This is a genomic window from Salinibaculum salinum, from assembly GCF_037645885.1.
GTDB classification, from domain to species: Archaea; Halobacteriota; Halobacteria; order Halobacteriales; family Haloarculaceae; genus Salinibaculum; species Salinibaculum salinum.
Genome location: NZ_JBBENW010000013.1, coordinates 38,321 through 59,495, shown reverse-complemented (window position 1 = coordinate 59,495; position 21,175 = coordinate 38,321). Strand labels below are relative to the sequence as shown.

Here is a 21,175-nt window from a genome sequence, read left to right as displayed (position 1 = left end):
CCTCATACTGTTGGTTAGTATTAAATATCAAAATAACATGTTTGTGAGTATGAAGAGTGACGGAATACTAACTATCGCCGGTGCGAAGGGTGGCGTTGGCAAGACGACGACCAGCATCAACCTCGGATCGGCACTCGCTGCTGACGGGTATCGGGTCGTCGTCGTCGAACTCGACCTCGCGATGGCGAACGTCGTCGACTTTCTATCGCTACCGCGTTCGGAGGATGACCCGACGCTACACGAGGTTCTCGCCGGCGAAGCCGATATCGAGGACGCAGTCTACCAACTGAGTGCGAATTTCGCTGTTGCACCGAGCGGTACGGATCTGGAGGGATACACTGCGATCGATTTCGAACGTCTCTCCGGGATTCTCGACGATCTCAGTGACGCCTTCGATATCGTCATCGTCGATACGGGTGCCGGACTCAGTCGTGCAACTATCGAACCGATTCGCCTGGCAGACGCGACGGTACTCGTTTCGACCCCTCGGGTTGCGGCTATTCGAGACGTCGACAAGACGAAAAAGATCTCCGAACGCGTCGAGACCCCAGTCTGTGGCCTGGTACTGACGAAGTCGGGGACCGGAGCGTCGCCGGGACCCGGGCGGATTGCCGACTTCCTCGACGTGACTTTGCTCGGTCACGTCCCCGAAGACGAGGCCGTTCCGTCCTCCCAGGATAGCGGTGAACCGGTCGTCGAAGCCGACCAGAACAGTGAGGCTGCAACCCAGTACCGGCGCGTCGCCAGCAACTTGTTATCCAGTCTCGGTGTGGAGACTTCCGAAGCTGACGACCGGTCCCACAGCACGCAGTCGACGACATCACTCTCCGAGGATACGTCGCAGGCTTCTGCAGAGACGACTGTCAGTGAGTGGATGAGCGTGTCCGTGGATGGGAACGAAGCCGTTGCCACCTCGAATCCGGGCGACTCGAAGAAGACTGCGCTGTCGGACGGACAGGGTCCTTCCAGATACGAGCCCAGCCAGGTAGACAGCGAGGCAGCGACCGGGCCATCCGCCAGTCATCGCGCTGTCGAGACACAGACTGATGACTCTGCCGACGACGAATCTGCTGGTATCGCGGGGTCGAATACCCCCGCGACGGACGCCGGACAGTCGACGAGAAACCAGGCGATCACCCACGTCCCGGACGGCGTCGAAGCTGCCGAGACAGAGCGACGCACAGAAGACGGAAGCGGTGGTGAACCGTCGTCAGAATCCCGATCGACCGCCGGCGAGTCGAACGCCCGATCCGAGGCGCGCTCGGCCGCGCCGGAGCAGCGAGCGACCGGCGCCGAGACAGATTCGGACGACGAAACGAACTCGGACACCGAAACGGAAGACGATTCGACCGGTAGCTCCCTGACTGCTCGTCTCCGGTCGTTCGTCGACAGGTTTTGACGAATCTGTCCGCGCTGTCTTTAGATTTCGGCCGCGAGTCCCGCCTGCTCGACGGCTTCGCCAGCCGTGGCGTTGTCGTGGATGACTGCTGCGACGGCTTCGGTAATCGCTTCCGGGTCGTCGTGCTGGAAGATAGAGCGCCCCATCGAGACGCCGGCCGCGCCGGCGTCCATCGCACCGCGAACCATCTCCAGCGTCTCCTCGTCGGTCCCTCTGGATCCACCCGCGATGACGACAGGCAGGCGCGTCGACTCGACGACGTGCTCGAACGTCTCGGGCGTCCCCGAGTAGGCCGTCTTGATGACGTCCGCACCGAGTTCCTCACCGAGGCGGACGGCGTGGCCCAGATCCTCCGAGAACTCGTGTGGATCGTCGTCGCGGACGTCGTGACCGCGGGCGTAGGTCATCGCCAGGACGGGAATCCCGTAGTTTGCGGCCTCGCTCGTGAGTTCCGCGAGTTCCGAAATCTGTCCGGGTTCGTGTTCGCTTCCGACGTTGATGTGGAAGGAGACGGCGTCCGCCCCGGCGCGGATGGCGTCTTCGACGGTTCCAGTCTGTCGTTTGTCGTTCTCATCCGGACCGATGGAGGTCGAGCCGTTGAGGTGGACGATGTAGCCGGCGTCGTTTTTGTTTTCGTGGACGCGCGGCGCGATACCCCGCTGGGTGAGAATCGAGTCCGCGCCGCCCCGCGTCACTGCGTCGATAGTCGATTCGATGTCCTTCAGGCCCTTGACAGCGCCCAGTGTGATGCCGTGGTCCATGGGGACGATGAGGTAGCGACCGCCTGTCCCGATGCGTGTCATTCGTGCCGACTTCCCTGCTGTCATTGTGCGACACTGTGGCAAGTACGATTATGTGCGTTCCGGTTGCGGCCGGTCTTGGGACGGACCTTGTCGTCCTGACCGTGCACCCTCTTTTAATTCCCGGGCCTTCTCCTCCAGTCTCGCTGCCACGTCCGCAGTTGGGTCGTCGTTTTCGTGGCCGTCGGCGACAATATCCACCAGTGCGGACCCGACGATGATACCGTCCGCGCCCGCCGAGACGATTCGCTCGGCGTGCTCGCCGGTCTTGATTCCGAACCCGACGGCCTTGGGCACGTCCCAGTCTTCGATGCGGGCCAGCGACTCCTCGGTGTGGTCGCTCACGTCGTCGCGCGCACCCGTGGTTCCGAGTCGCGCCTGCACGTAGACGTAGCCGGAAACCTGCTCGCGCATCCTGTCGAGGCGTTCGCCTTTCGTCGTCGGCGCGACGATGAATATCAGGTCGAGGCCGAACTCGTCACAGGCGTCTCGGAGCGGTCCCGCCTCTTCTGCGGGCAGGTCTGGGATGACGAACCCCTCGATGCCGACATCGGCGGCCTTTTCGACGAAGGGGCGGGGACCTGCCTCGGAGCCGTACTGATAAACGAGGTTGTAGTAGGTCATACAGACCAGCGGCACGTCCACGTCCAGGTCGTCGACGAACTCGAAGAAGCGGTCGGGCGTCATCCCCGCCTCGAGCGACCTGACGATGGCCTCCTGAATCGTAGGACCCTCCGCAATCGGTTCGGAGAAGGGCAAGCCGAGTTCGATAACGTCGGCCCCGCCGCGTGCCAGCGCCTCGACGTACTCGATGGACGACTCGTAATCGGGGTCACCCGCCGCGAGGTAGGGGACGAAAGCCGGTTCACCGGCGAAGGCGTCGTCGAGACTCACAGCGACCCGCCTCCGATTTCCCGGAAGATGCTCATGTCTGGTGCGATATCGAGGTCCCGGTCCATCGTCTCCTCGATGACGGTCTCCAGGTCTTTGTCCCCGCGACCGGAGACGTTGACGACCACGAGGTCGCCGAGGTCGTCGTGGTGCTCTTCCAGGTAGCCAAAGGCGTGTGCAGTCTCCAGTGCCGGAATGACGCCCTCGTCCTGCGAGAGGCGGTGGAACGCCTCCAGCGCGATGTCGTCGTCGACGTTGACGGCGTCGACGCGCCCGGTGTCGACGAGGTGTGCCAGTTCCGGCCCGACGCCGGCGTAGTCCAGCCCCGCCGAGACGCTGTGTGACTCCATAATTTGACCGTCGGTATCCTGGAGCACCTTTGTGCGCGCACCGTGGAGAACGCCCTCCTCGCCGGTCGACAGCGACGCCGAATTTGGCGCGACGCCCGCTTCCTCGTCGACGGACAGCGAGGAGCCACCGGCTTCGACGGCGTAGAGGCCGACGCCAGTATCATCGATAAAGTGATCGAAGGTTCCCATCGTGTTCGAGCCGCCGCCGGCACACGCGAGCACCGAGTCGGGCAGGCGACCGGCCTGCTCCCGGATCTGCTCGCGGGCTTCCTCGGAGATGAGCGCCTGGAAGTCACGGACTATCGCCGGGAACGGAGCGGGCCCGACGACGCTCCCGATGACGTAGTGGGTGTTCTCGACGGTGGTTGCCCAGTCGCGCATCGTCTCGCTGATGGCCTCCTTCAGAGTGCCACGGCCGGCCGTGACGGGGTTGACCGCCGCGCCGTTGATGCGCATCCGGAAGACATTGGGTCGCTGGCGGGCGATGTCGGTTTCCCCCATGTAAATCTCGCAGGGCATATCCAGGTGGGCCGCAGCCATCGCCGTTGCGGTGCCGTGCTGTCCGGCCCCCGTCTCAGCGATGATGCGCTCTTTGCCCATGTACTTGGCAAGTAGCACCTGGCCGAGTGCGTTGTTGAGCTTGTGTGCGCCGCCGTGGAGCAGGTCCTCGCGCTTGAGATACACCTCGGTGTCGTAGCGCTCGGAGAGCTGGTCGGCACGCTGCAACGGCGTCGGGCGGCCGCCGAAATCGCGCATCCGGCGGCGGAACTCGTCGACGAAGCCGGCCTCGTTGTCGAGGACGTAGCGCTCGTAGGCGTCTGTCAACTCTTCGATTGCCGGCATCAACGCTTCCGGCACGTACTGTCCGCCGTACTCTCCGAATTTGCTGTCCGTACTCATGCTTGTGTAAATCGTCGTGTGTTCGTCTCTACGTCCCCACCGTCGGACGCGGCGTCCGACGAGCCTCCGGTCGCTTCACTCCCGGAGAGGTCCATGATTGCCGACCCGATCAGCAGGGCATCGGCCCCGGCCGCGCGCATCCGTGCCACGTCGTCGGTGGTCCCTATGCCGCTTTCGGCTATCAACGTGGCGCTCTCGGGAACGCTCTCGCTGACTCGCTCGAACGTCGCCAGGTCTACCTCCAGTTTCGCCAGGTCCCGATTGTTGATACCGATGATATCTGCGCTCGCATCGAGAGCCTGTTCGACCTCCGATTCGGTGTGCGTTTCGACGAGCACCTGAAACCCGCGCTCGCGAGCGGCCGCCAGCAGGCCGGATAGGTCGTCGACGAAGCGAGCGATGAGCAAAATAATATCCGCTTCGACGGTGTCCAGCTGCTCCTCGCGGAGAATGAAATCCTTCCGAAGCACGGGTACGTCGACTGCCCCGCGGACCGCCCGCAGGTCGTCGGGAGTCCCACCAAAGTGCTCGGGCTCGGTGAGAACCGACAGCGCAGTCGCACCGCCGGCGACCATCTGTTCGGCGAGTTCGATCGGGTCTGACCGCCGCTTGCCGTCGGTCGTCGGACTCGTGGGCTTTACCTCTGCAATAATCGGAACACGGCTCTCTGCTTCCGTCCGCTCGATTGCGGCCGGGAGCGACCGTGCATCCACGTTGACTCGTTCGTCCCCACCTCCGCGCTCGCGCGCTGTCTCCAGTATCGACTGAATCGCTGGCGCGAACTCTTCATCAGAGACCATTAGTGAACACTAATGGACAGAGATGTACAAAAGGCTTGCGTCCTCGTGCTCTCTCAGTCCGCCGCACGGCACAGCAGCTAAACAGAACTCTCCGGGAGGCTGAACGTCGAGAATCACGAGAGGCGCACGCGCGACGCAAATTTTCAAGGCACCGAGGACCATCGAGGGTGTATGGACGAGACTGCCGGTATCTACGCCCGCGAGTCGAGGTATCTCGACCGCTACGTACAACTCGGTGTCGCGCAGGGGCGGGTCATCTCTGTGTCGTTCCCGACGGCGCTCGATGAGAACGCGTCGACAGACCACGACTTGCTCGACCGCATCGAGTCGTATCTACAGGGTGCGACTGACGAATTCGAAGATGTCGAAATCGCGCTAACGGTCCCGACTGACCAGCGGGAAGTACTCGAACAGCTCCGAGAGGTGCCGTACGGCGACGATATCACCGTCGAACAACTCGTCAGTATGACGCCGGGGCTCGACGCAGGCGAGGAGAGCGACCACACGCTCGTCCGCAAAGCGCTCGCGGAGAACCCTGTCCCACTGCTGATTCCCGACCACCGCGTCCGTGACGGGCCGAGTGCCGCCCCGCCGCCCGTCGAGCAGAAACTCCGCGCCGTCGAAGGGCTCTAGAGTCGGTCCGCGCCGATTCCTTCGTGGACGAGAAACTCCAGTGCGTTCACCAGATAGTGGGCGATGACGACCACGAGCAGACTTCCACTCAGGATGTAGCCACCGGCGAGGACGAGTCCGAGTCCACCAGTGACGGCGATGCCGACTTTCCCCTGTGCGCCGTGGCCCAGCGCGAACAGCGCCGACGAGAAGATGGCGAGCGCGAGCGGTGAGATATCGAACCCGGCCGCGGGGACACCGATAAGCGCCGCCCGAAAGAGCAGTTCTTCGACGACGGCGATGGTTGGCAAGATAACACCGAGTAAGAGTAGCCAGCCCGGAACCGTATCCGGTGCGAGCATCTCTCGAAGGGATTCGTCGTACGTCGCACCGGCGGCGTCGGCCACCGTCGCGCTGATTTCGTTGGCCGTCCACAGCAACACGCCGAAGACGATGCCGATACTGACGGCGAGCGTGCCGGTTCCGACCGCTGTCTCGGTCAGCCCAAGCGCCCACAGTGGGATCTCGTAGTACCACGCGCCGGCCACGAGAATTGCTCCAAACAGACCTTGTGTGAGTGCGACGTTTGCCAGTAACGCTCCCGTCGAGAACTGCTGGGTTGCACTCGGTGAGTCCTCGACTGGCTGGACTGGTCCAGACTCCGTCTCTATCTCTCCGGTAATCGTCACCGCGTCGCCGTCTGTCACACCTGCGTCGGGTGCCGTGGACTCCGTCGATGGCGTTTCAGCGGGCGCTGGTGTGTCCGGAGTTGCTATCGGTTCGTCTCCGTCGGGGAGTGCTGGCTGGTCGCTGACAGCCTGCTGTGAGAGTCGTGCGAGACCGAGTAAAAGCAGTACGACGACGGCGGTGAGCCCGGTGAACGGAACCCACCCCGGCACGCGTTACTGTGGGTTCGGGCTGCCGGAGCCGCGGCCCACGTCGTGTTCGAGTGCCGAGCCGGTGATGGACTTCAGCCGGGAGACCAGCGAGTCCTTGTCCGTCTCGCCGGCCAGCGCGACTTCCAGCACTTCGCTGATGTGGCTGACCGGGATGATCTCGATCATCTCCTCGTACTCTTCTTCGATCATCACGTCCTGCTCGTTTGCAGCGGGGATGATGACCTTGTCGAGGCCGGACTTTGCGGCGGCCTCGATTTTGTGCGTGACGCCGCCGACGGGCAGCACGTCACCGCGGACCGACAGCGAGCCGGTCATGGCGATGTTCTGCTCGACGGGGACGTTCTCCAGCGCGGAGATGACTGCGGTCGCGACGGTAATCGAGGCGGAGTCGCCGTCGACGCCGCCTTCGCCGACCTGGACGAACTGAATGTGAACGTCCTTCTCGGAGATGTCCTCGTCCGAGAACTTCTTGATGATTGCCGAGACGTTCTGGACTGCCTCCTCGGCCATCTCCTTGAGCTGTCCCGTGGCGATGACTTCGCCGGGGCCCTGCGACGGTGTCACCTCGGCCATGACGGGGAGGACGATACCGCTGTCCTCGCCCATGACTGCGAGCCCGTTGACGCGGCCGACCACGTCGCCTTCGCTGACGGTCAGTTCGTAGTCCTTGCGGCGCTCGATGTAGTTGTCCGCGAGCTGTTGCTCGATGGAGCGCGAGCGCTTCTTGGCCTGGAGCACGTCTCCGCGCTCGGTGTAGTCTTTGTCCTCGGCGCGGGCGATGTCGCCAGCGACGCGGACCAGTCCACCGAGGTCACGCAGTTTGAGCGTCAGGTGCTCCTTCCGACCAGACCGACGCTGGGCTTCCAGGATGACCTCCTCTATCGCTTCGCGGGTGAAATGGGGCAGGCGGCCGTCCTTCTCGACCTCCTGTGCGACGAAGCGTGCGTACTTCCGGCGCATCTCCGGCGTGTCGTCGATGGTGTCGTCCATGTAGACCTCGTAGCCGTACCCTTTGACACGCGAGCGCAGCGCCGGGTGCATGTTCTCCATGGCGTCCAGGTTCCCGGCCGCGACCATCACGAAGTCACAGGGGACGGGTTCGGTCTGGACCATCGCACCGGAGGAGCGTTCGCTCTGCCCGGTGATGGAGAACTCGCCTTCCTGGATGGCGGTCATCAGCTTCTGCTGGCTGCGGATGTCCAGCGTGTTTATTTCGTCGATGAACAGCACGCCTTTGTTCGCCTTGTGGATCGCACCGGCCTCGACGCGGTCGTGGCTCGGCGTCTCCATCCCACCGGACTGGAACGGGTCGTGGCGGACGTCGCCCAGCAGCGCGCCGGCGTGTGCGCCGGTCGCCTCCTCGAAGGGGGCGGTCTTCTGGTCGCCGCGGCTGACCAGCAGGTTCGGAATCATCGCGTCGCTGCCACGCGACCCGTAGCGGAAGGCGAGATAGATGACACCGGCAGCGAGAATGCCCAGCAGAATCTGCTGGACGATGATCAGCGAGTACCCGATGACGATGGCGATGATGATCCACATCAGGAAGTTCCGCATCTGGTTGCGCTTGCGGGCCTCTTCCTTGTGCGCATCGACGATTTGTTCGCCCTTCCCGGCCGGGACCGTCCGGACTTTCGGCTCGTTGCCGTCGTCGGGATTGTGGTAGACGAGTACGTCCTGTAGTTCCTCTTTGGGGAGCAACTGACTCATCGCTTTGGCCAGCATGGACTTGCCGGTTCCCGGCGAGCCGATCATCATCACGTGGCGGCGCTGTTTGGCCGCCTTCTTGACGATGTCGCGGGCGTTGCCCTGCCCGATGACCTGGTCGACTAGCCTGTCGGGGACCTCGATGTCCGCCGAGGAGTCGATTTTCAGGCCGCCGAGCAGGTCGTCTTCGGCTGCCTCCTCGTCGACTTCCACTCCGGCATCGACCGTGACGTCGCTCCCGAGGTCGGTGTCGCTCCCGATCTCTCCGTCTGACTCCGGAGCCTCTTCGGTCTCCGTGTCGTCTTCCTCGGAGTCGACGTCCGGGTCGATTCCCGGAATGTCGTCTGTTTCTATATTGTCACTCATGCAAACGTTGCTAACACCAGTATCGAAGGCCTGTCGACTGATATACTTTCTCCCATCGACTAGGATTGCATACGCCACTAATCGACAGAAGGCTCCCGAACAAAGGGGTTGGCAAATGAGTGGTACGGAACCCGTCGGGTTTATCAAACAGCCACCCCAGTTCCGACCACATGCAGACGACCCGTGGATTCCTCGTGGGCCGGTTCCAGCCGTTCCACGACGGCCATCTCCAACTCGTCGAGTCCATCGCCGAGGAAGTCGACGAACTCGTCATCGGTATTGGGAGTGCCGGCGACTCTCACAGCGTCCGCAACCCCTTCACCGCCGGCGAACGAGTGATGATGATTACAAAGACGCTCGAATCGCTCGACATCACCACCTACGCCGTCCCTATCGAGGACCTGAACAGAAACTCTGTCTGGGTCAGCCACGTCCAGAGTATGTCGCCTCGGTTCGACATCGCATATTCGAACAATCCGCTGGTCTTCCAACTGTTTCGTGAAGCCGGCGTCGAGGTGCGCCAGACCGGGATGTTCAACCGCGAGGAACTGAAAGGCAGCGAGATTCGAGAACGGATGGTCTCTGATAGCACGTGGCGGCAGTTCGTCCCTGAATCCGTCGCCGAAACCATTGACGAAATCGACGGCATCGAGCGACTCCAGACCGTGAGCCAGCTCGACACTGCTGCCGAGGAGTAGCTGGCTACGGCTGCCCCTCGAGTTCCGAGAACAACGCTCGCAGCGCTTGCCGGGCAAACCGCTCTTTTCGTTCCGTTCGCGTTCCATCGAACTCGTGGCGCTCGACGGCCACCGACGACGACTCTGTTCCCCACTCACCGGCGTAGGCGACGCCGATGTACACTGTGCCAACTGGCTTGTCCGGCGTGCCGCCGCTCGGTCCAGCGATACCCGTCGTGGCGACGCCCCATGTCGTGCCAGCGGTGTCGCGCACGCCAGCGGCCATCTCACCAGCGACCGATTCCGAGACGGCACCGTTGGAATCGAGTGCTTCTCTGCTGACCGCCAGCAGGTCCTGTTTTGCGTCGTTCGAGTAGGTCACGACCGACCGGTCGAAGTAGTCACTCGACCCCGGCACATCTGTCAGGAGTGAGCCGACCAGCCCACCCGTACAGGACTCGGCAACGGCGACAGTGGCATCCGACTCTCGGAGTCGCTGGCCGACGCGTCTCTCGACTGGGTCCGAATCGTCCATACCAGCAGTGGGTCTGAGAGCGAAATCAAACCACTGGTCGGTTGGCCAGGCAACATCGGTAAGGGAGTGTCGACCGAATCACAGGGTATGATAACACTCAGTTCTGACTTCGGCTCTCCGTATCCGGCAGCCATGAAAGGTGTGCTCCTCCAGCACACCGACGCCCGACTGGTCGACATCTCACACGACTTCCCCAGACAGGACGTCCGCGCCACCGCGTTCTGGTTGCAGGAACTGCTGCCGTACTTTCCGCCGGCAGTCCATCTCGTCGTCGTCGACCCCGGCGTCGGGACGGACCGCGGCGCCGTCGTCGTCCGGGCAGATGAACACGTTCTCGTCGGCCCGGACAACGGCATCTTGCTCCCCGCAGCGCGCCGTCTCGCCGAGGACATAGCGGTGTTTGCCGTCAAGTTCGAACAGGGCGATCCGACCGAAGCGGACCCGACAACGAGCGCCTGGCCGCCGGAACCGGACAGTCAGACGTTCCACGGTCGCGACCTCTTTGCACCGACAGCAGCGCACGTCCACGATGCGGGACACGAGACGTTCCAGACGGACGACGGATTCGAGCGGACCGACGAGTTTGCCGAGGTGACGTTTCCGGAACCGACAATTACCGACGATGGCGCAGTCGGGGAAGTGCTGACCATCGACAGTTTCGGGAACGTCATTACGAACGTTCCCGGTGAGGTCCTCGCCGGCCGCTTTGGCGACCACGTTCAGGCGAACGGAATCTCAGCCACGGTCCGACACTCCTATGCGGCCGTCGACGGCGGCCACCGCGTCGTGACTGTCGGCAGTCACGGCAACGTCGAACTTGCGGTCAACCGTGGCCGAGGAGACAAGGCGTTCAGCATTGGCGTTGGCGACCGCATTCGATTCAAGTGGTAACTCACTCCGCCGCTTCTCGGATTCGGGCAAGAACTTCACGGCGGTCGCCGCCGGGCTGGGCCGTGACGGTAACGTCGGTTTTCCCACCGACCCGCGACACTGCGTCCGCGAGGTTCTCCAGCGGATAGATCCCACCACCCATTTCGAAGGAATCCTCTTTCGGCCAGATGGCCACCCAGACGCGAATCGAGAGTACTGGATCGGCATCGGGAACGGCCAGTGCCTCACCGTTGAGGGGATAGCCGGCGTCGTACTGGAACGCCTTCGCGGTGCGCCGGCCGCGCAGGCGGAGGTCCTGCGAGCCGGTCTGTTCGACGTTTCGCAGGCCGTCTTCGCCGAGGCTCTTTCTGAACTCGCGACTGGCGTACTTCGCGGCGATGGCGAGCAGTTTCTCCATCGTCCGGTCGCCGGGTGGCGGTGGGTCGAACGTGAGGCCAGTCGTGAACACCGCTCGCGGCGACTGGTCGATGCCATCGGGCATCAGCGGGCGAAATTCCGTCAGAAAGTCCGGGTCCTCGTAGACGGCGTTGTCGGATTTCACAGTCACGAACCGGTTCTCGAATGCCGTTTCCGACCACTCGTCGACCTTCTCCCACGGTGCTGTCGTGATGGCAGGCGGTGCTGACACGAGCGACAGTAGGGACTGGGGAAGGGTAACGGCACCGCCAAAAAACGTGGTAGATTGAGTGACTTACTCTGCCGAGATGACGTCGTCGATACGGACGATCATCGTCGCGGCTTCGTTGGCCGACTCGATTGCCTCGCGCTTGACAGCGGCGGGATCGAGGACACCGTGGTCGACGGGGTCGTCGATGACGCCGGTCTGGCCCTCACTGATGACGCCTGCGCGGCCGGTCTCTTCGTGCGCGGCGCGAAGGTCGACGAGCGCGTCGATGGGGTCCATGCCGGTGTTCTCCGCGAGCGTGCGCGGGAGCACGTCGACGGCGTCGGCGAAGGCCTCGACGGCCAGCTGTTTGCGGCCCTCGATGCCCGCCGATTCCTCGCGGATGCGGTCGGCGATGGCGATTTCGGTCGCACCGGCACCGGCGACGACGCCACCCTTATCGAGGGCGGCGGTCACGACGTCGAGCGCGTCGCGGAGTGCGCGTTCGAGTTCGTCGACGACGTGTTCGGTGCCGCCGCGGGCGAAGACGGTGACGGCCTCGGCGGCCGCGCCGCCTTCGACGAAGACGAGGTCCTCGTCGCCGTACTTCTCGACGTGGATGTCGTCGGCTGCACCCAGGTCCTCGGCGTCGAGCGTGTCGACAGAGCCGACGCGGTTGCCACCGGTCGCGGAAGCGATGGACTTGACGTCGCTGTCCTGCAGGTTCTCGAAGGCGAGAATACCCTCTTCGGCGAGGTACGCTCCGACGCGGTCCTCCATACTGCCGGTGATGAAGACCACGTCTGCGCCGACGTCTGCGAGCTGTTCGGCGTAGCTTCGGAGCTCGGAGTCCTCGGCCTCGATGGCGGCGTTGAGCTGGTCGACGTTCGAGACGCTGTACTCGGCGTCGATGTTGCTCTCGCGGACCTCCATGTCTGCGTCGACGAGAGCGATGGAGGCGTCGGAGACGCTGCGCGGCATGTCGGTGCTGACGGGCTCCTCGTCGATGATGACGCCTTCGATGAGTTCCGTCGCGCTGGACGCCGAACCCGTCTGGGCGTGGATCGTGATGTTGTCCCGGTCGACGCCTTTCTCGCGGTCACCGTCGACGTGGCGGATTGCATCGACAACGGTTTCGGCGAGTGCCTCGGCAGCAACGTCGCCCGTGCCCTTGCCGGTCATACTCGACTCGGCAACTTCGAGCAACTGTTCGTCGCTCAGGTCGCCGCCGAGCGTGACGTCGTCGATGGTTTCCTGGGCGATGCCGGCTGCGGCGTGGTACCCTTCGACGATCGTCGTCGGGTGAACGTCCTCGTCGAGCAGGTCTTCTGCCTTCGAGAGGAGTTCACCGGCGAGGACGGCGGCCGTCGTGGTACCGTCGCCGACTTCCTCTTCCTGCGTTTCGGCGACTTCACTGAGCATCTGCGCGGCCGGGTGCTCGATGTCCATCTCGTCGAGGATGGTTGCTCCGTCGTTGGTGATGACGACGTCACCGCTGTCGGAGACGAGCATCTTGTCCATGCCGCGCGGACCCAGTGTCGTCCGTACCGATTCGCTAATCGCTTTGCCGGCTGTGATGTTCGCCGACTGTGCGTCTTCACCGCTAGTTCGCTCGGAATCCTCGTTGAGAATAAAGAGGGGCTGTCCACCCATGCGTCGCTGGCCAGATTGAGACATGATTGAGTTCCTCGTTTCATGTGTGGTTTGTGGTTCTATATAAATGTATCGTATCGGAAGGCAGCGGGGACGGTCCTGGGCGGCACTGGTCGTACAGGGTTTAATAGTCCCCTCCGCGATTGACCCGTAGATGCTCGAACTGGAGCACGGGTTCAGGGTCGTCGACGTTCACCTCGAGCTCGAACCGGACGAGAGCCGTCGTCCACGGGACAGCGGCGACCCCGAGCAAGTCGAACGGGAGCTACATCAGGCGGGGGTCGTCCGGGCCCTGGTCTTTCCCGGCGAGCGAGACGGGTCGTATCTGAAAGCGAACAACGCCGTCGCCCGGATGAGCGTCGGTCGGCCGTTCGTTGCGATGGCGCGTGTCAACGGTGCCAGAGACCCCGGGCAAAGTACCGGCTCACGCCTGCGCAACATTACGGCGTCGCGAACGGACGACCACACGTCCCCCGACGATATCGAGAAGTGCGCGTACGACGACCGCTTTGCGGGGTTCAAACTCAACCCCGTCGTCGACGGACTCCCCGACGAGGCTGTCCTCGAAGAGTTGGCCGAGCGCGGACTTCCGGTCCTCACCTACGGGGGCAGTGGCTTCCCGCCGTCGGCTATCGAGGAGTCGCTGCTCGGCTACGACTTCCCGCTGGTCGTCTCACACTTCGGCGGCTACCCGCTCGACGACCAGATGATGCACGATGCCATCGACCTGCTTTCCGGACACGACAACTGCTATCTCGACACGACGTTCGTGCGCAAACGCGACCCGCTGGAGCGCGCAGTGATGGAACATCCCGATCGGGTCTTCTTCGGAAGCGGCGCACCGGTCGCCCATCCCAACGTCGCGATCATGGAGATTCTGACACTCGACGTTCCCGAGGATGCGATGAAGAAAGTGTTCTCGAAGAACGCCTCGCGGGTAATTGACGCGCTCGCACCCTGACGGTTATCGCCAGTCGTAGACTGTGACTGACCGGTCCGTCCGGTAGGAGCGCCCTCTCGGGTTGCGTCGAATCGTCTTGTCGAGTCGGCGTGCAACCAGTCCGTCTTTGATTCCGCGGAGCATGTTGGTGGTTACGTCTCGCCCGGTCCCCAGCCAGCGCGACGGACGTCCGTCGCCCTTGACGACATCTCGGAGTTCGGTGAACGCATCGGACCCGGCGTGGCCGAGAAGTCGCCGGACGACTGTCGGGCGAAAGCCGTAGTTTTTCACGAGGCGATAGGCGAGCGACCGGTACTTCCACCCCCAGTCGGCCGGTGTCTCGCCGCCGTCGGCACCGACTTCACGGCGCGCGCACATCTCGTCGTCCCACTGCACCGAAAAATCAAGCGCCGCGAGTCGGTGTGACAGGTCTCGCATTCCCCCGATATCGAGATACTCGTCGAAGCCGTCGAGTTCGTCCAGCGGCTCCCGGCGGAAAGCGACGTTTCCGCCGTTGAGATAGGTAACGTCACGGCCCGAAATCGTTCGCGATTCTTTCTGTTCGGTCTCGATACCGGCGACAAGCTGTGTGTGCGTCGGTCCAGTTACCACGTCGCTGTCGTCGAGGCCACTCTCGACGGCCGCTTTCCACGTCTCTGTCACGGAGAGACTCTGATTGACGAGGGCGATTGCATCACGACTCGTGTGGTTGATACCCGCGTTTCGTGCGGCGTTTATCGTCCGGTCGGCGACCTCGACCAGGACAGAGACGTCGTCGCGTTCCTGAATCATTCCCGTCGTTCCGTCTGTCGACGGACCGTTGACGACGACTACTTCGGCGTCAGGGACGTGCTCGGCGAGCGCGTCCAGACAACCCGCTAGCTGGTTGCGGGCGTTGAGTGTCGGGACGACGACCGAGACATCCATATCCACCGATAGCGCGCTCGAAAGGTAAAAAAGTCGCGGGGGAACCTTACACCCGGGCGTCCCAGTAAGAGACCGACGCCAGCCGGTCACCGACGTAGGAACTACCGATGACGGTGTCTAGCTTGCGAAACGCAGTGGCGACGCTGCCCGGAATCTGCCGATAGAATCCGTACGGGAATATCCAGTCGTGCTCGGATCCCGCGAGTTCGAGGTTCGTGTCTCGGAGCAAGCGGGCAACTTCCGTTCCGGAGTAGAGCCGCGACCCCATCGGGAGCGTCCAGTTGTACAGCGACCGGGTCGAAAACCGATTGAACGTGTCGAAAAACACCTGATTCGCCGAGACGCGACGCATCTCTCTGAGGAACTCTCGTGGCGTGTCCGCGAGGTGGAAAAACCGCATCGCGAGCACGGCGTCGAAGTGATTGTCGGGGAACGGGAGTCGTCCCGCGTCCCCGCGCATCAGTTCCATGTGGTCGTCGACCCCCAGCTGAATGGCCTTCTCTCGGCCCTGCTGGAGCATCGGTCCCGAGATGTCGAGACCGACGACGTTCGCACCCTCTTTGGCAAGCATCGCAGTAAACCGCCCCGTCCCACAGGCGATCTCCAGAATGTCCTTGTCCTCGACGGGTCCCAGAGCGTTCAGCACCGCTGCTTTCTCCCGGTCGTCGATGAGTCGTCCACCGCGCGAGAAGCGCTTGTCTTCGTAGGCCTCCGCCACGTCGTCGGCCTGATACCACTCCTGTCCTTTCACGCTACCGTCTTTTCACCACCCGGGGGATAAAATGGTATTGACTCTCCGGTCGTCCCTCACGAGAGTGCGCCCTCGGAGGCCACGCCCGCGACGCTGTTTTAGGATGGTTATATTGGGTTAACACTCTGTATTGTATAGCCTTGTTTGTAGGGAAGTTTTACCACTATCCGCTGCAGAAGCAAACGTATGAGCACGAAAACTGGTGAAAGTAGCAACGAACTCGGAAATTCGGAGTTCGAACGCCGGCTCCGTGAACTGCCCCCGAGCGCGAAACTGGTCGCGAAGGTTCTCGAGACCGACTCACCACTCTCACAGGGACAGCTCGCCGAGGAATCACGGTTGCCCGACCGGACGGTCCGCTACGCGCTGAACCGCCTCGAAGACGAGAGTCTCGTCGAATCCCGTTACAGTTTCCACGATGCGCGCAAACAGGTGTACGCACTGGTAGAGTGACACCACAGCAAATTCCAGTTTCCACAAACACACGAGCACCGGACGGTAGAACCAACGCCTACGTTCTCGGTAGTGACGACGCCCTGCTGGTGGACCCTGCTACACTGACCGACGACCTCCACGATGTGATTTCTGACCGACACGTCGGCCACGTCGCGGTCACACACCACCATCCGGACCACGTCGGTGCCGTTGCCGAAGCCGCCCGGACGTTCGACCTCACAGTCTGGGCGCGTGCGGGGCACGAGCGGGAGTTCGCCGCCGCCACCGGCGTCGACCCGGACCGCACCTTCTCGCCCGGCGAGACGCTTCCCGTCGCTGACGGCGTTCCGGTCGTCGATACCCCCGGTCACGCTTCCGAACACGTCGCGTTTGTCGTCGACGACGGTCTCGTCAGCGGCGACCTCGCCGTCGCAGAGGGGTCTGTCGTCGTCGGCACACCGGGAGGTGATATGCGCGCCTACCTCTCGTCGCTGCGCCGCGTACACGCTCGAGCGCCCGACAACCTCTATCCGGGACACGGCCCTGTCGTCGACGACCCGCGGGCCACCTGCAGCCGCCTCATCGCTCACCGTCTCCAGCGCGAGCGAACTGTTGGCAGGGCCGTCACAGAGGAGGGCGCGATGACGCCCGACGATATCGTCGACGCCGCCTACGAGAAGGACGTGTCCGCGGTTCGGGACCTCGCCCGCGCGACGGTCGTCGCGCACCTCGAAAAGCTGGCCATCGAGGGTCAGGTTCGGTGGGACGGCGAACGGGCGTCACCGGTCTAGGCGGCTGGACCGATGCCCGGCGACGGGCTTTTGTTTTTGCCCACATAGGCTCCTGCGTGGAGACTCTCGAATCGGAACTGGACCGCGCGCGTGACCTCTCAGTGACTGCGCTCGCCGACGCCATCGAATCGATCGGCTTCGAGTGTACTCGCTGTGGGGCCTGCTGCAAAGCCGAGGACGGCTGCGGAAGTGGCGGGGCTGACGCTGACAAGGCGACTACCGATGGTGGCGATCCGCACACGGCGACCATCTTCCCCGACGAAATCCAGACGATTCAGGACGGCGGCGACTACGACTTCCGGGACGTGGCCCGGCCGATGCCCTACGGTCTCACCGAGGGAGCGGACGGACTGGAAGGCGAAACCTTCGAGTGGGCGCTGCAGACCGACGACTGCGGAGATTGCACCTTCTACGAGGAAACGACCTCGGGTGACGGGACGCAAGGTGCCTGTACCGTCCACGAGAACCGGCCGTTGGTCTGCCAGACCTACCCGTTCAGCGTCGCACTCGGTGGCACGAGCCAGCCGATGGGCGAGGCTGTTGATGCCGAGGGGATGGTCCGCGCCCACGAGTGTGAGGGACTCGGGCGAGATATCGGTCGAGACGATGCTGAGGAACTCGCGGCAGCGCTCAAAACCCGCGCAATCAGAGAACTCGAAGAGGCAATCGCCGTGCGTGATGGGTACGAACCGACAGACGCCGGACGGGGCGATATCGTGGTTCACGACTCCGAAGGGGCGAAACGTCCCGACGGAACGCCGCTCTAGTCCCGGTCGCGTGTACACACACTATTTTGGGGGTGGAATTCCTCTACGTCGAATGGAGGTCTAACTACCTTGGAAATCTCGAATAAACTCCTGTGTCTGTTCAGTTCGAATATCACGTCCGACGACGACAAGTACGTTATCGAGGTCCCGAAGCGGGAAATCGAGACTGGCTCTATCGACCCGAACGAAACCTACCGTGTCGCGCTGATTTCAGCCGAGACGGCCGAATCCGAACCCGAACCCGAGCGCGACGAGGGGGTACCGTCGGAACCACAGCCTCCGGTAGAAGCGGGGGAAATCCGATATGTCGAAATCGAGGACATCGGCAAACAGGGTGACGGTATCGCCCGCGTCGAGCGTGGCTACGTCATCATCGTCCCCGATTCGGAGATCGGCGAGCGCGTCAAAGTCGAAGTCACGGAGGTCAAGTCGAACTTCGCGGTCGGCGAAATTATTGACGAAGACATCTGAGACTGTTGGCTACCCTTCCGTGACGTGAGTCGACACCCCAGGTACCGCAATATTTCGTGAACGGCCGAGCGATGGTCGGGCCTGTTCGCGCCCGTACCAACGTTCAGGTCTGTTGCTCCGGCACGGCCGGTTACAGATGGCGAGATAGTACTAAAATCACCAGAGGGGAGCCTGTTAACCGACCGTACCAAACTGGCTATATGCGAGACAGCCATTCCTGTTGGTATGAGCGCGACCGCCACAGCGAGCGCGGACACGCCGAACCTCACAGAGAAACAGCGCCAGATTCTCACGTATCTGCGAGACAACGCCGACACACAGACGTATTTCAAATCACGGCTCATCGGCGAGGAGCTTGACCTCTCGGCGAAGGAGGTCGGCACCAACATGACTGCTCTCGAAGAGCAGGAAGTCGGACTCGACATCGAGAAGTGGGGGTACTCTTCCAGTACCACCTGGATGGTCACCGACGGTCACTCGGGGTCGTAGGCGACCAGGTCGTCAGCCGCCGCCGCCAGCGCCACTGCCTCCTCGCCGAACGAATCGGCGTACTGGACCAGCAGCATGAGCAGCGTCTCTGCCCGTTCGACAGCGTACCCGTCCTCGCGGGAGAGCAACCCCGCCGTCTCCATTTCGGCGGCGTGTTTGCTCACTGTCGGGCGCGACACGTCCAGCTGTGACGCGATATCACCCGCAGAAATGCCCGGCGATTGCAACAGCGCCACGAGCATTCCGCGTGGCGTCTCTCGGCGGAGATAGCCGAGTGCAACCTGCTCGAACTCCGAGAACCGTCCCGCGGGAAAGTACCGGCTGTAGTCGCCGTCCTTCCGACTCTCGATGGTCCCCTCGCTCTCCAGGCGACGGAGGTGGTGTTGGGTTTCGCCGGTACCCAACTGCAGGTCGTCGCGAATCTTCGAAAAGTGTGCTCCGGGCGTTGCAGTCAGATATCCTATAATCGCGTCGGGCGCGTCACTGTCGCTCGCACTCGCGAGTCCGACGAGCGGACTGGCGGCCCCCAGTGCAGCGAAGCGACGCAGTGTCGCACGCTTTGACTCGTCTACGTCCCCATCCCGACTCATTGCTCGTTTGTTGGCGAGACGACGGGAAAATACCTTCGCTCTGTGAGAGTATCGCACGCACGGCAAAAGGCGGGTGGCCAGCTAGTTCGAACTCTCGCTGTCGTCGGAGGACTCCCTGCTGAAGTTCGCGCCGCCCGCGTCCATGTCTATCCCGTCGTCCATCTCGTCGATGACATCGTCGGGGTCTTTGATGTCGGCTGTCGACTCGCCGGATTTGACGGCCTGGGCTTCCTGCTCCATCTTCTCGACGTCGATGACCGATTCTTCGTCGTCGAGTTCTCCCAGAATCTCTTCAATGTCGTCGAGACCGAGCATCTCCCGGGTCTCGTCGTCGAAGTCCAGCCCCTCGAGGACGTGGCCGTTCTCCTTGGCGTCGCTCCCCTGGAGGTGTTTGCCGTAGCGGCCCACTAGTGAGGTGAGTTCCTGCGGGAGGACGAACTTCGTCGACTCGCCCTTGCCGATCTCTTCTAAGGTTTCCATCCCGCGTTCGATGACGGCACGCTCGCCCATCGACTCGGCGGATTTCGCACGCAGCACCGTCGAGATCGCGTCACCCTGTGCTTCGAGAATCTGGCTCTGCTTTTCACCCTGGGCCCGGATGATGTTCGACTGCTTGTCACCCTGGGCCTCCTCGATGGAACTGCGCCGTTCACCCTGGGCTTCCAGAATCATGGCGCGGCGGCGACGCTCTGCGGAGGTCTGTTGCTCCATGGCCTGCTGGACTTCTTTCGAGGGGTTGACCTCGCGGACCTCGACGCTCTCGACGCGAATCCCCCACTCGTCGGTCGGTTCGTCCAGTTCCTTGCGTATCTTTGCGTTGATTTGCTGGCGCTTGTTGAGCGTGTCGTCGAGTTCCATATCACCCAGCACTGCACGGAGGGTGGTCTGGGCGAGGTTGGAGACGGCGCGTTTGTAGTCGTCGACTTCGAGGAACGCCTTCTCGGCGTCCATCACCTTGATGTAGACCACGGCGTCGGCGGTCACCGGCGAGTTGTCGCGGGTAATAGCTTCCTGCCGGGGAACGTCGAGCGTCTGGGTCCGCATGTCGAAGCGGTACGTCCGCGTGACGAACGGCAACACGAAGCTCGGGCCCGGTTCGAGCAGCCCCTGATACTTCCCGAAGCGCGTGTACGCTTCCTTGTCGTAGGCGTCGACGATAACGATACTCTTGTACGCTGTAACGAGTGCCAGAATGAGGAAAATCCCTGCGATAATCGGGAAGGCCCCATCTGTCTGTAATACTACTGCGGGGAACATCTCGTGGAGGCTTAGGGGTAGCCGGTGAAAAGTGTTTGTCCGTTTGACCGGTCAGTTTGGGGAAGTGGCGGTGTTACGAACTCGATTCGGACTCGGTTTCGCGCTCTCTCCGCTCGCGGTCGCGGGCCAGTTCCCTGTCGATGTCGTCGGTTCGGTCCGCGAAGGACTCGACGGTGAGGACGTTTCCGCCGCCGGGGTCGAGGACGATGACAGTCTCGCCCTCCTCGATTGTCCCGTCGACGCTCCGTGCCTTGTAATATGGGTTGAACCCGCCACTCTCGAGTTTTACTTCGCCGTCGGTCGGCGTCACACGCTCTGTGACTCGACCGGTCTGGCCGCGGAGCGACGACGAATCGCTCGTCGTCCCCTCGCCAGACCCCGCGTAGATGTCGAACTCGCGGTAGACGTAGAGGGTCAGTCCCGTCGAGATGAGAACGGCGAGTGCCATGATGAGCAGCGCAACGGCACCGAGGCCGCTCGGGAGGGCAATCCCCACCAGCCCGGCGACGAACAGCCCCACGCCCAGCACGAAAAAGTGGGCACCGGGAGCGAACGCCTCCGCGATGACGAGTCCCGCTCCTGCCAGCAGCAATAGCAAGGACAGCGGTATTCCGAATAGCTCTACGGGCATGATACTGTATTAGGCTGCCGACCGGATAACGCTTCGGGGATTGCC

Annotated in this window: 24 protein-coding genes; 10 read left to right on the top strand and 14 right to left on the bottom strand. The window is 62.8% G+C overall.

The annotated features are described in order from the left end of the window. Positions 1 to 49: 49 nt before the first annotated feature. Positions 50 to 1,399, top strand: coding sequence for a P-loop NTPase (locus WDJ60_RS12435; RefSeq protein WP_340100797.1), 1,350 nt, complete (start codon positions 50 to 52; stop codon positions 1,397 to 1,399). A 20-nt stretch (positions 1,400 to 1,419) separates the two neighbouring features. On the opposite strand, the gene WDJ60_RS12430 is transcribed toward WDJ60_RS12435, so the two are convergent. Genes WDJ60_RS12430 through trpC form a run of 4 tightly spaced genes read right to left on the bottom strand, consistent with a single transcriptional unit; the run spans position 1,420 to position 5,140 of the window. Beyond that, positions 1,420 to 2,226 carry a 2-amino-3,7-dideoxy-D-threo-hept-6-ulosonate synthase gene (locus WDJ60_RS12430; RefSeq protein WP_340100796.1) on the bottom strand — a complete coding sequence of 269 codons (807 nt, stop codon included), beginning with the start codon at positions 2,224 to 2,226 and terminating at the stop codon, positions 1,420 to 1,422. A gap of 24 nt (positions 2,227 to 2,250) precedes the next feature. Further along, positions 2,251 to 3,093, bottom strand: coding sequence for a tryptophan synthase subunit alpha (gene trpA, locus WDJ60_RS12425; protein ID WP_340100795.1), 843 nt, complete (start codon positions 3,091 to 3,093; stop codon positions 2,251 to 2,253). Further along, positions 3,090 to 4,340, bottom strand: coding sequence for a tryptophan synthase subunit beta (gene trpB, locus WDJ60_RS12420; protein ID WP_340100794.1), 1,251 nt, complete (start codon positions 4,338 to 4,340; stop codon positions 3,090 to 3,092). Before trpB ends, trpA begins: the two co-directional genes overlap by 4 nt. Beyond that, positions 4,337 to 5,140 (bottom strand): indole-3-glycerol phosphate synthase, encoded by an 804-nt coding sequence (gene trpC, locus WDJ60_RS12415; RefSeq protein ID WP_340100793.1) that lies wholly within the window; start codon positions 5,138 to 5,140, stop codon positions 4,337 to 4,339. Before trpC ends, trpB begins: the two co-directional genes overlap by 4 nt. 171 nt (positions 5,141 to 5,311) lie before the next feature. Here trpC and WDJ60_RS12410 point away from each other — a divergent pair, with 171 nt between their 5' ends. Then, positions 5,312 to 5,773: an MGMT family protein gene (locus WDJ60_RS12410; RefSeq protein WP_340100792.1), complete on the top strand. Its 462-nt coding sequence runs from the start codon at positions 5,312 to 5,314 to the stop codon at positions 5,771 to 5,773. Here WDJ60_RS12410 and WDJ60_RS12405 read toward each other — a convergent pair. Further along, positions 5,770 to 6,651 (bottom strand): CPBP family intramembrane glutamic endopeptidase, encoded by an 882-nt coding sequence (locus WDJ60_RS12405; RefSeq protein ID WP_340100791.1) that lies wholly within the window; start codon positions 6,649 to 6,651, stop codon positions 5,770 to 5,772. The two genes, WDJ60_RS12410 and WDJ60_RS12405, sit on opposite strands and share 4 nt — an antisense overlap. Before the next feature lie 3 nt (positions 6,652 to 6,654). Then, the gene (lonB, locus tag WDJ60_RS12400; RefSeq protein WP_340100790.1) at positions 6,655 to 8,721 is read right to left on the bottom strand and encodes an ATP-dependent protease LonB; all 2,067 of its coding nucleotides are present in this window, start codon (positions 8,719 to 8,721) and stop codon (positions 6,655 to 6,657) included. 170 nt (positions 8,722 to 8,891) lie between these two features. Here lonB and WDJ60_RS12395 point away from each other — a divergent pair, with 170 nt between their 5' ends. Next, positions 8,892 to 9,419: a nicotinamide-nucleotide adenylyltransferase gene (locus tag WDJ60_RS12395; protein ID WP_340100789.1), complete on the top strand. Its 528-nt coding sequence runs from the start codon at positions 8,892 to 8,894 to the stop codon at positions 9,417 to 9,419. Between the two features lie 4 nt (positions 9,420 to 9,423). Here WDJ60_RS12395 and WDJ60_RS12390 read toward each other — a convergent pair whose 3' ends face one another. Next, a complete protein-coding gene (locus WDJ60_RS12390; protein WP_340100788.1) occupies positions 9,424 to 9,933 on the bottom strand; it encodes a CinA family protein in 510 nt (169 codons plus the stop codon). Between the two features lie 87 nt (positions 9,934 to 10,020). Between WDJ60_RS12390 and WDJ60_RS12385 the strand changes: the two genes are divergently transcribed. Then, positions 10,021 to 10,824 carry an SAM hydrolase/SAM-dependent halogenase family protein gene (locus WDJ60_RS12385; RefSeq protein ID WP_340100787.1) on the top strand — a complete coding sequence of 268 codons (804 nt, stop codon included), beginning with the start codon at positions 10,021 to 10,023 and terminating at the stop codon, positions 10,822 to 10,824. A 1-nt stretch (position 10,825) separates the two neighbouring features. Here the strand turns inward: WDJ60_RS12385 and WDJ60_RS12380 are convergent, their stop codons facing one another. Together WDJ60_RS12380 and thsA are read right to left on the bottom strand one after the other, a co-directional pair. Next, positions 10,826 to 11,452 (bottom strand): DUF6517 family protein, encoded by a 627-nt coding sequence (locus tag WDJ60_RS12380; RefSeq protein WP_340100786.1) that lies wholly within the window; start codon positions 11,450 to 11,452, stop codon positions 10,826 to 10,828. 63 nt (positions 11,453 to 11,515) lie between these two features. Then, positions 11,516 to 13,081: a thermosome subunit alpha gene (gene thsA, locus WDJ60_RS12375; RefSeq protein ID WP_340100911.1), complete on the bottom strand. Its 1,566-nt coding sequence runs from the start codon at positions 13,079 to 13,081 to the stop codon at positions 11,516 to 11,518. 154 nt (positions 13,082 to 13,235) lie between these two features. Between thsA and WDJ60_RS12370 the strand changes: the two genes are divergently transcribed. Further along, the gene (locus WDJ60_RS12370) at positions 13,236 to 14,042 is read left to right on the top strand and encodes an amidohydrolase family protein (protein ID WP_340100785.1); all 807 of its coding nucleotides are present in this window, start codon (positions 13,236 to 13,238) and stop codon (positions 14,040 to 14,042) included. Positions 14,043 to 14,045: 3 nt separating this feature from the next. Here the strand turns inward: WDJ60_RS12370 and WDJ60_RS12365 are convergent, their stop codons facing one another. Both WDJ60_RS12365 and WDJ60_RS12360 read right to left on the bottom strand, forming a co-directional pair. Beyond that, positions 14,046 to 14,948, bottom strand: coding sequence for a glycosyltransferase family 2 protein (locus WDJ60_RS12365; RefSeq protein WP_340100784.1), 903 nt, complete (start codon positions 14,946 to 14,948; stop codon positions 14,046 to 14,048). Positions 14,949 to 14,994: 46 nt separating this feature from the next. Then, a complete protein-coding gene (locus WDJ60_RS12360) occupies positions 14,995 to 15,699 on the bottom strand; it encodes a class I SAM-dependent methyltransferase (protein WP_340100783.1) in 705 nt (234 codons plus the stop codon). 186 nt (positions 15,700 to 15,885) lie between these two features. On the opposite strand from WDJ60_RS12360, the gene WDJ60_RS12355 reads away from it, so the two are divergent. The 5 genes from WDJ60_RS12355 (at position 15,886) to WDJ60_RS12335 (ending at position 18,652) form a co-directional block, all read left to right on the top strand. Further along, a complete protein-coding gene (locus WDJ60_RS12355) occupies positions 15,886 to 16,152 on the top strand; it encodes a MarR family transcriptional regulator (RefSeq protein ID WP_340100782.1) in 267 nt (88 codons plus the stop codon). Continuing rightward, positions 16,149 to 16,925 carry an MBL fold metallo-hydrolase gene (locus WDJ60_RS12350; protein ID WP_340100781.1) on the top strand — a complete coding sequence of 259 codons (777 nt, stop codon included), beginning with the start codon at positions 16,149 to 16,151 and terminating at the stop codon, positions 16,923 to 16,925. Before WDJ60_RS12355 ends, WDJ60_RS12350 begins: the two co-directional genes overlap by 4 nt. A 56-nt stretch (positions 16,926 to 16,981) precedes the next feature. Beyond that, positions 16,982 to 17,692 carry a YkgJ family cysteine cluster protein gene (locus tag WDJ60_RS12345; protein WP_340100780.1) on the top strand — a complete coding sequence of 237 codons (711 nt, stop codon included), beginning with the start codon at positions 16,982 to 16,984 and terminating at the stop codon, positions 17,690 to 17,692. Between the two features lie 69 nt (positions 17,693 to 17,761). Continuing rightward, complete coding sequence (locus tag WDJ60_RS12340) at positions 17,762 to 18,163, top strand: TRAM domain-containing protein (RefSeq protein WP_340100779.1); 402 nt, start codon at positions 17,762 to 17,764, stop codon at positions 18,161 to 18,163. 225 nt (positions 18,164 to 18,388) lie between these two features. Next, complete coding sequence (locus WDJ60_RS12335; protein ID WP_340100778.1) at positions 18,389 to 18,652, top strand: DUF7123 family protein; 264 nt, start codon at positions 18,389 to 18,391, stop codon at positions 18,650 to 18,652. Here the strand turns inward: WDJ60_RS12335 and WDJ60_RS12330 are convergent. The 3 genes from WDJ60_RS12330 to WDJ60_RS12320 form a co-directional block, all read right to left on the bottom strand. After that, positions 18,637 to 19,242: a winged helix-turn-helix transcriptional regulator gene (locus tag WDJ60_RS12330; protein ID WP_340100777.1), complete on the bottom strand. Its 606-nt coding sequence runs from the start codon at positions 19,240 to 19,242 to the stop codon at positions 18,637 to 18,639. The genes WDJ60_RS12335 and WDJ60_RS12330 overlap by 16 nt on opposite strands. An 81-nt stretch (positions 19,243 to 19,323) precedes the next feature. Beyond that, positions 19,324 to 20,499: an SPFH domain-containing protein gene (locus tag WDJ60_RS12325; RefSeq protein WP_340100776.1), complete on the bottom strand. Its 1,176-nt coding sequence runs from the start codon at positions 20,497 to 20,499 to the stop codon at positions 19,324 to 19,326. Positions 20,500 to 20,572: 73 nt separating this feature from the next. Continuing rightward, complete coding sequence (locus WDJ60_RS12320; RefSeq protein ID WP_340100775.1) at positions 20,573 to 21,130, bottom strand: NfeD family protein; 558 nt, start codon at positions 21,128 to 21,130, stop codon at positions 20,573 to 20,575. Positions 21,131 to 21,175: the final 45 nt, after the last annotated feature.

Excerpts from the sequence above, each read along its gene's own strand:
- WDJ60_RS12435 (WP_340100797.1), top strand. The coding sequence starts at position 50 with ATGAAGAGTGACGGAATACTAACTATCGCCGGTGCGAAGGGTGGCGTT.
- WDJ60_RS12430 (WP_340100796.1), bottom strand. The coding sequence starts at position 2,226 with ATGACAGCAGGGAAGTCGGCACGAATGACACGCATCGGGACAGGCGGT.
- trpB (WP_340100794.1), bottom strand. The coding sequence starts at position 4,340 with ATGAGTACGGACAGCAAATTCGGAGAGTACGGCGGACAGTACGTGCCG.
- trpC (WP_340100793.1), bottom strand. The coding sequence starts at position 5,140 with ATGGTCTCTGATGAAGAGTTCGCGCCAGCGATTCAGTCGATACTGGAG.
- WDJ60_RS12410 (WP_340100792.1), top strand. The coding sequence starts at position 5,312 with ATGGACGAGACTGCCGGTATCTACGCCCGCGAGTCGAGGTATCTCGAC.
- lonB (WP_340100790.1), bottom strand. The coding sequence starts at position 8,721 with ATGAGTGACAATATAGAAACAGACGACATTCCGGGAATCGACCCGGAC.
- WDJ60_RS12395 (WP_340100789.1), top strand. The coding sequence starts at position 8,892 with ATGCAGACGACCCGTGGATTCCTCGTGGGCCGGTTCCAGCCGTTCCAC.
- WDJ60_RS12390 (WP_340100788.1), bottom strand. The coding sequence starts at position 9,933 with ATGGACGATTCGGACCCAGTCGAGAGACGCGTCGGCCAGCGACTCCGA.
- WDJ60_RS12385 (WP_340100787.1), top strand. The coding sequence starts at position 10,021 with ATGATAACACTCAGTTCTGACTTCGGCTCTCCGTATCCGGCAGCCATG.
- thsA (WP_340100911.1), bottom strand. The coding sequence starts at position 13,081 with ATGGGTGGACAGCCCCTCTTTATTCTCAACGAGGATTCCGAGCGAACT.
- WDJ60_RS12370 (WP_340100785.1), top strand. The coding sequence starts at position 13,236 with ATGCTCGAACTGGAGCACGGGTTCAGGGTCGTCGACGTTCACCTCGAG.
- WDJ60_RS12365 (WP_340100784.1), bottom strand. The coding sequence starts at position 14,948 with ATGGATGTCTCGGTCGTCGTCCCGACACTCAACGCCCGCAACCAGCTA.
- WDJ60_RS12355 (WP_340100782.1), top strand. The coding sequence starts at position 15,886 with ATGAGCACGAAAACTGGTGAAAGTAGCAACGAACTCGGAAATTCGGAG.
- WDJ60_RS12335 (WP_340100778.1), top strand. The coding sequence starts at position 18,389 with ATGAGCGCGACCGCCACAGCGAGCGCGGACACGCCGAACCTCACAGAG.
- WDJ60_RS12330 (WP_340100777.1), bottom strand. The coding sequence starts at position 19,242 with ATGAGTCGGGATGGGGACGTAGACGAGTCAAAGCGTGCGACACTGCGT.
- WDJ60_RS12325 (WP_340100776.1), bottom strand. The coding sequence starts at position 20,499 with ATGTTCCCCGCAGTAGTATTACAGACAGATGGGGCCTTCCCGATTATC.
- WDJ60_RS12320 (WP_340100775.1), bottom strand. The coding sequence starts at position 21,130 with ATGCCCGTAGAGCTATTCGGAATACCGCTGTCCTTGCTATTGCTGCTG.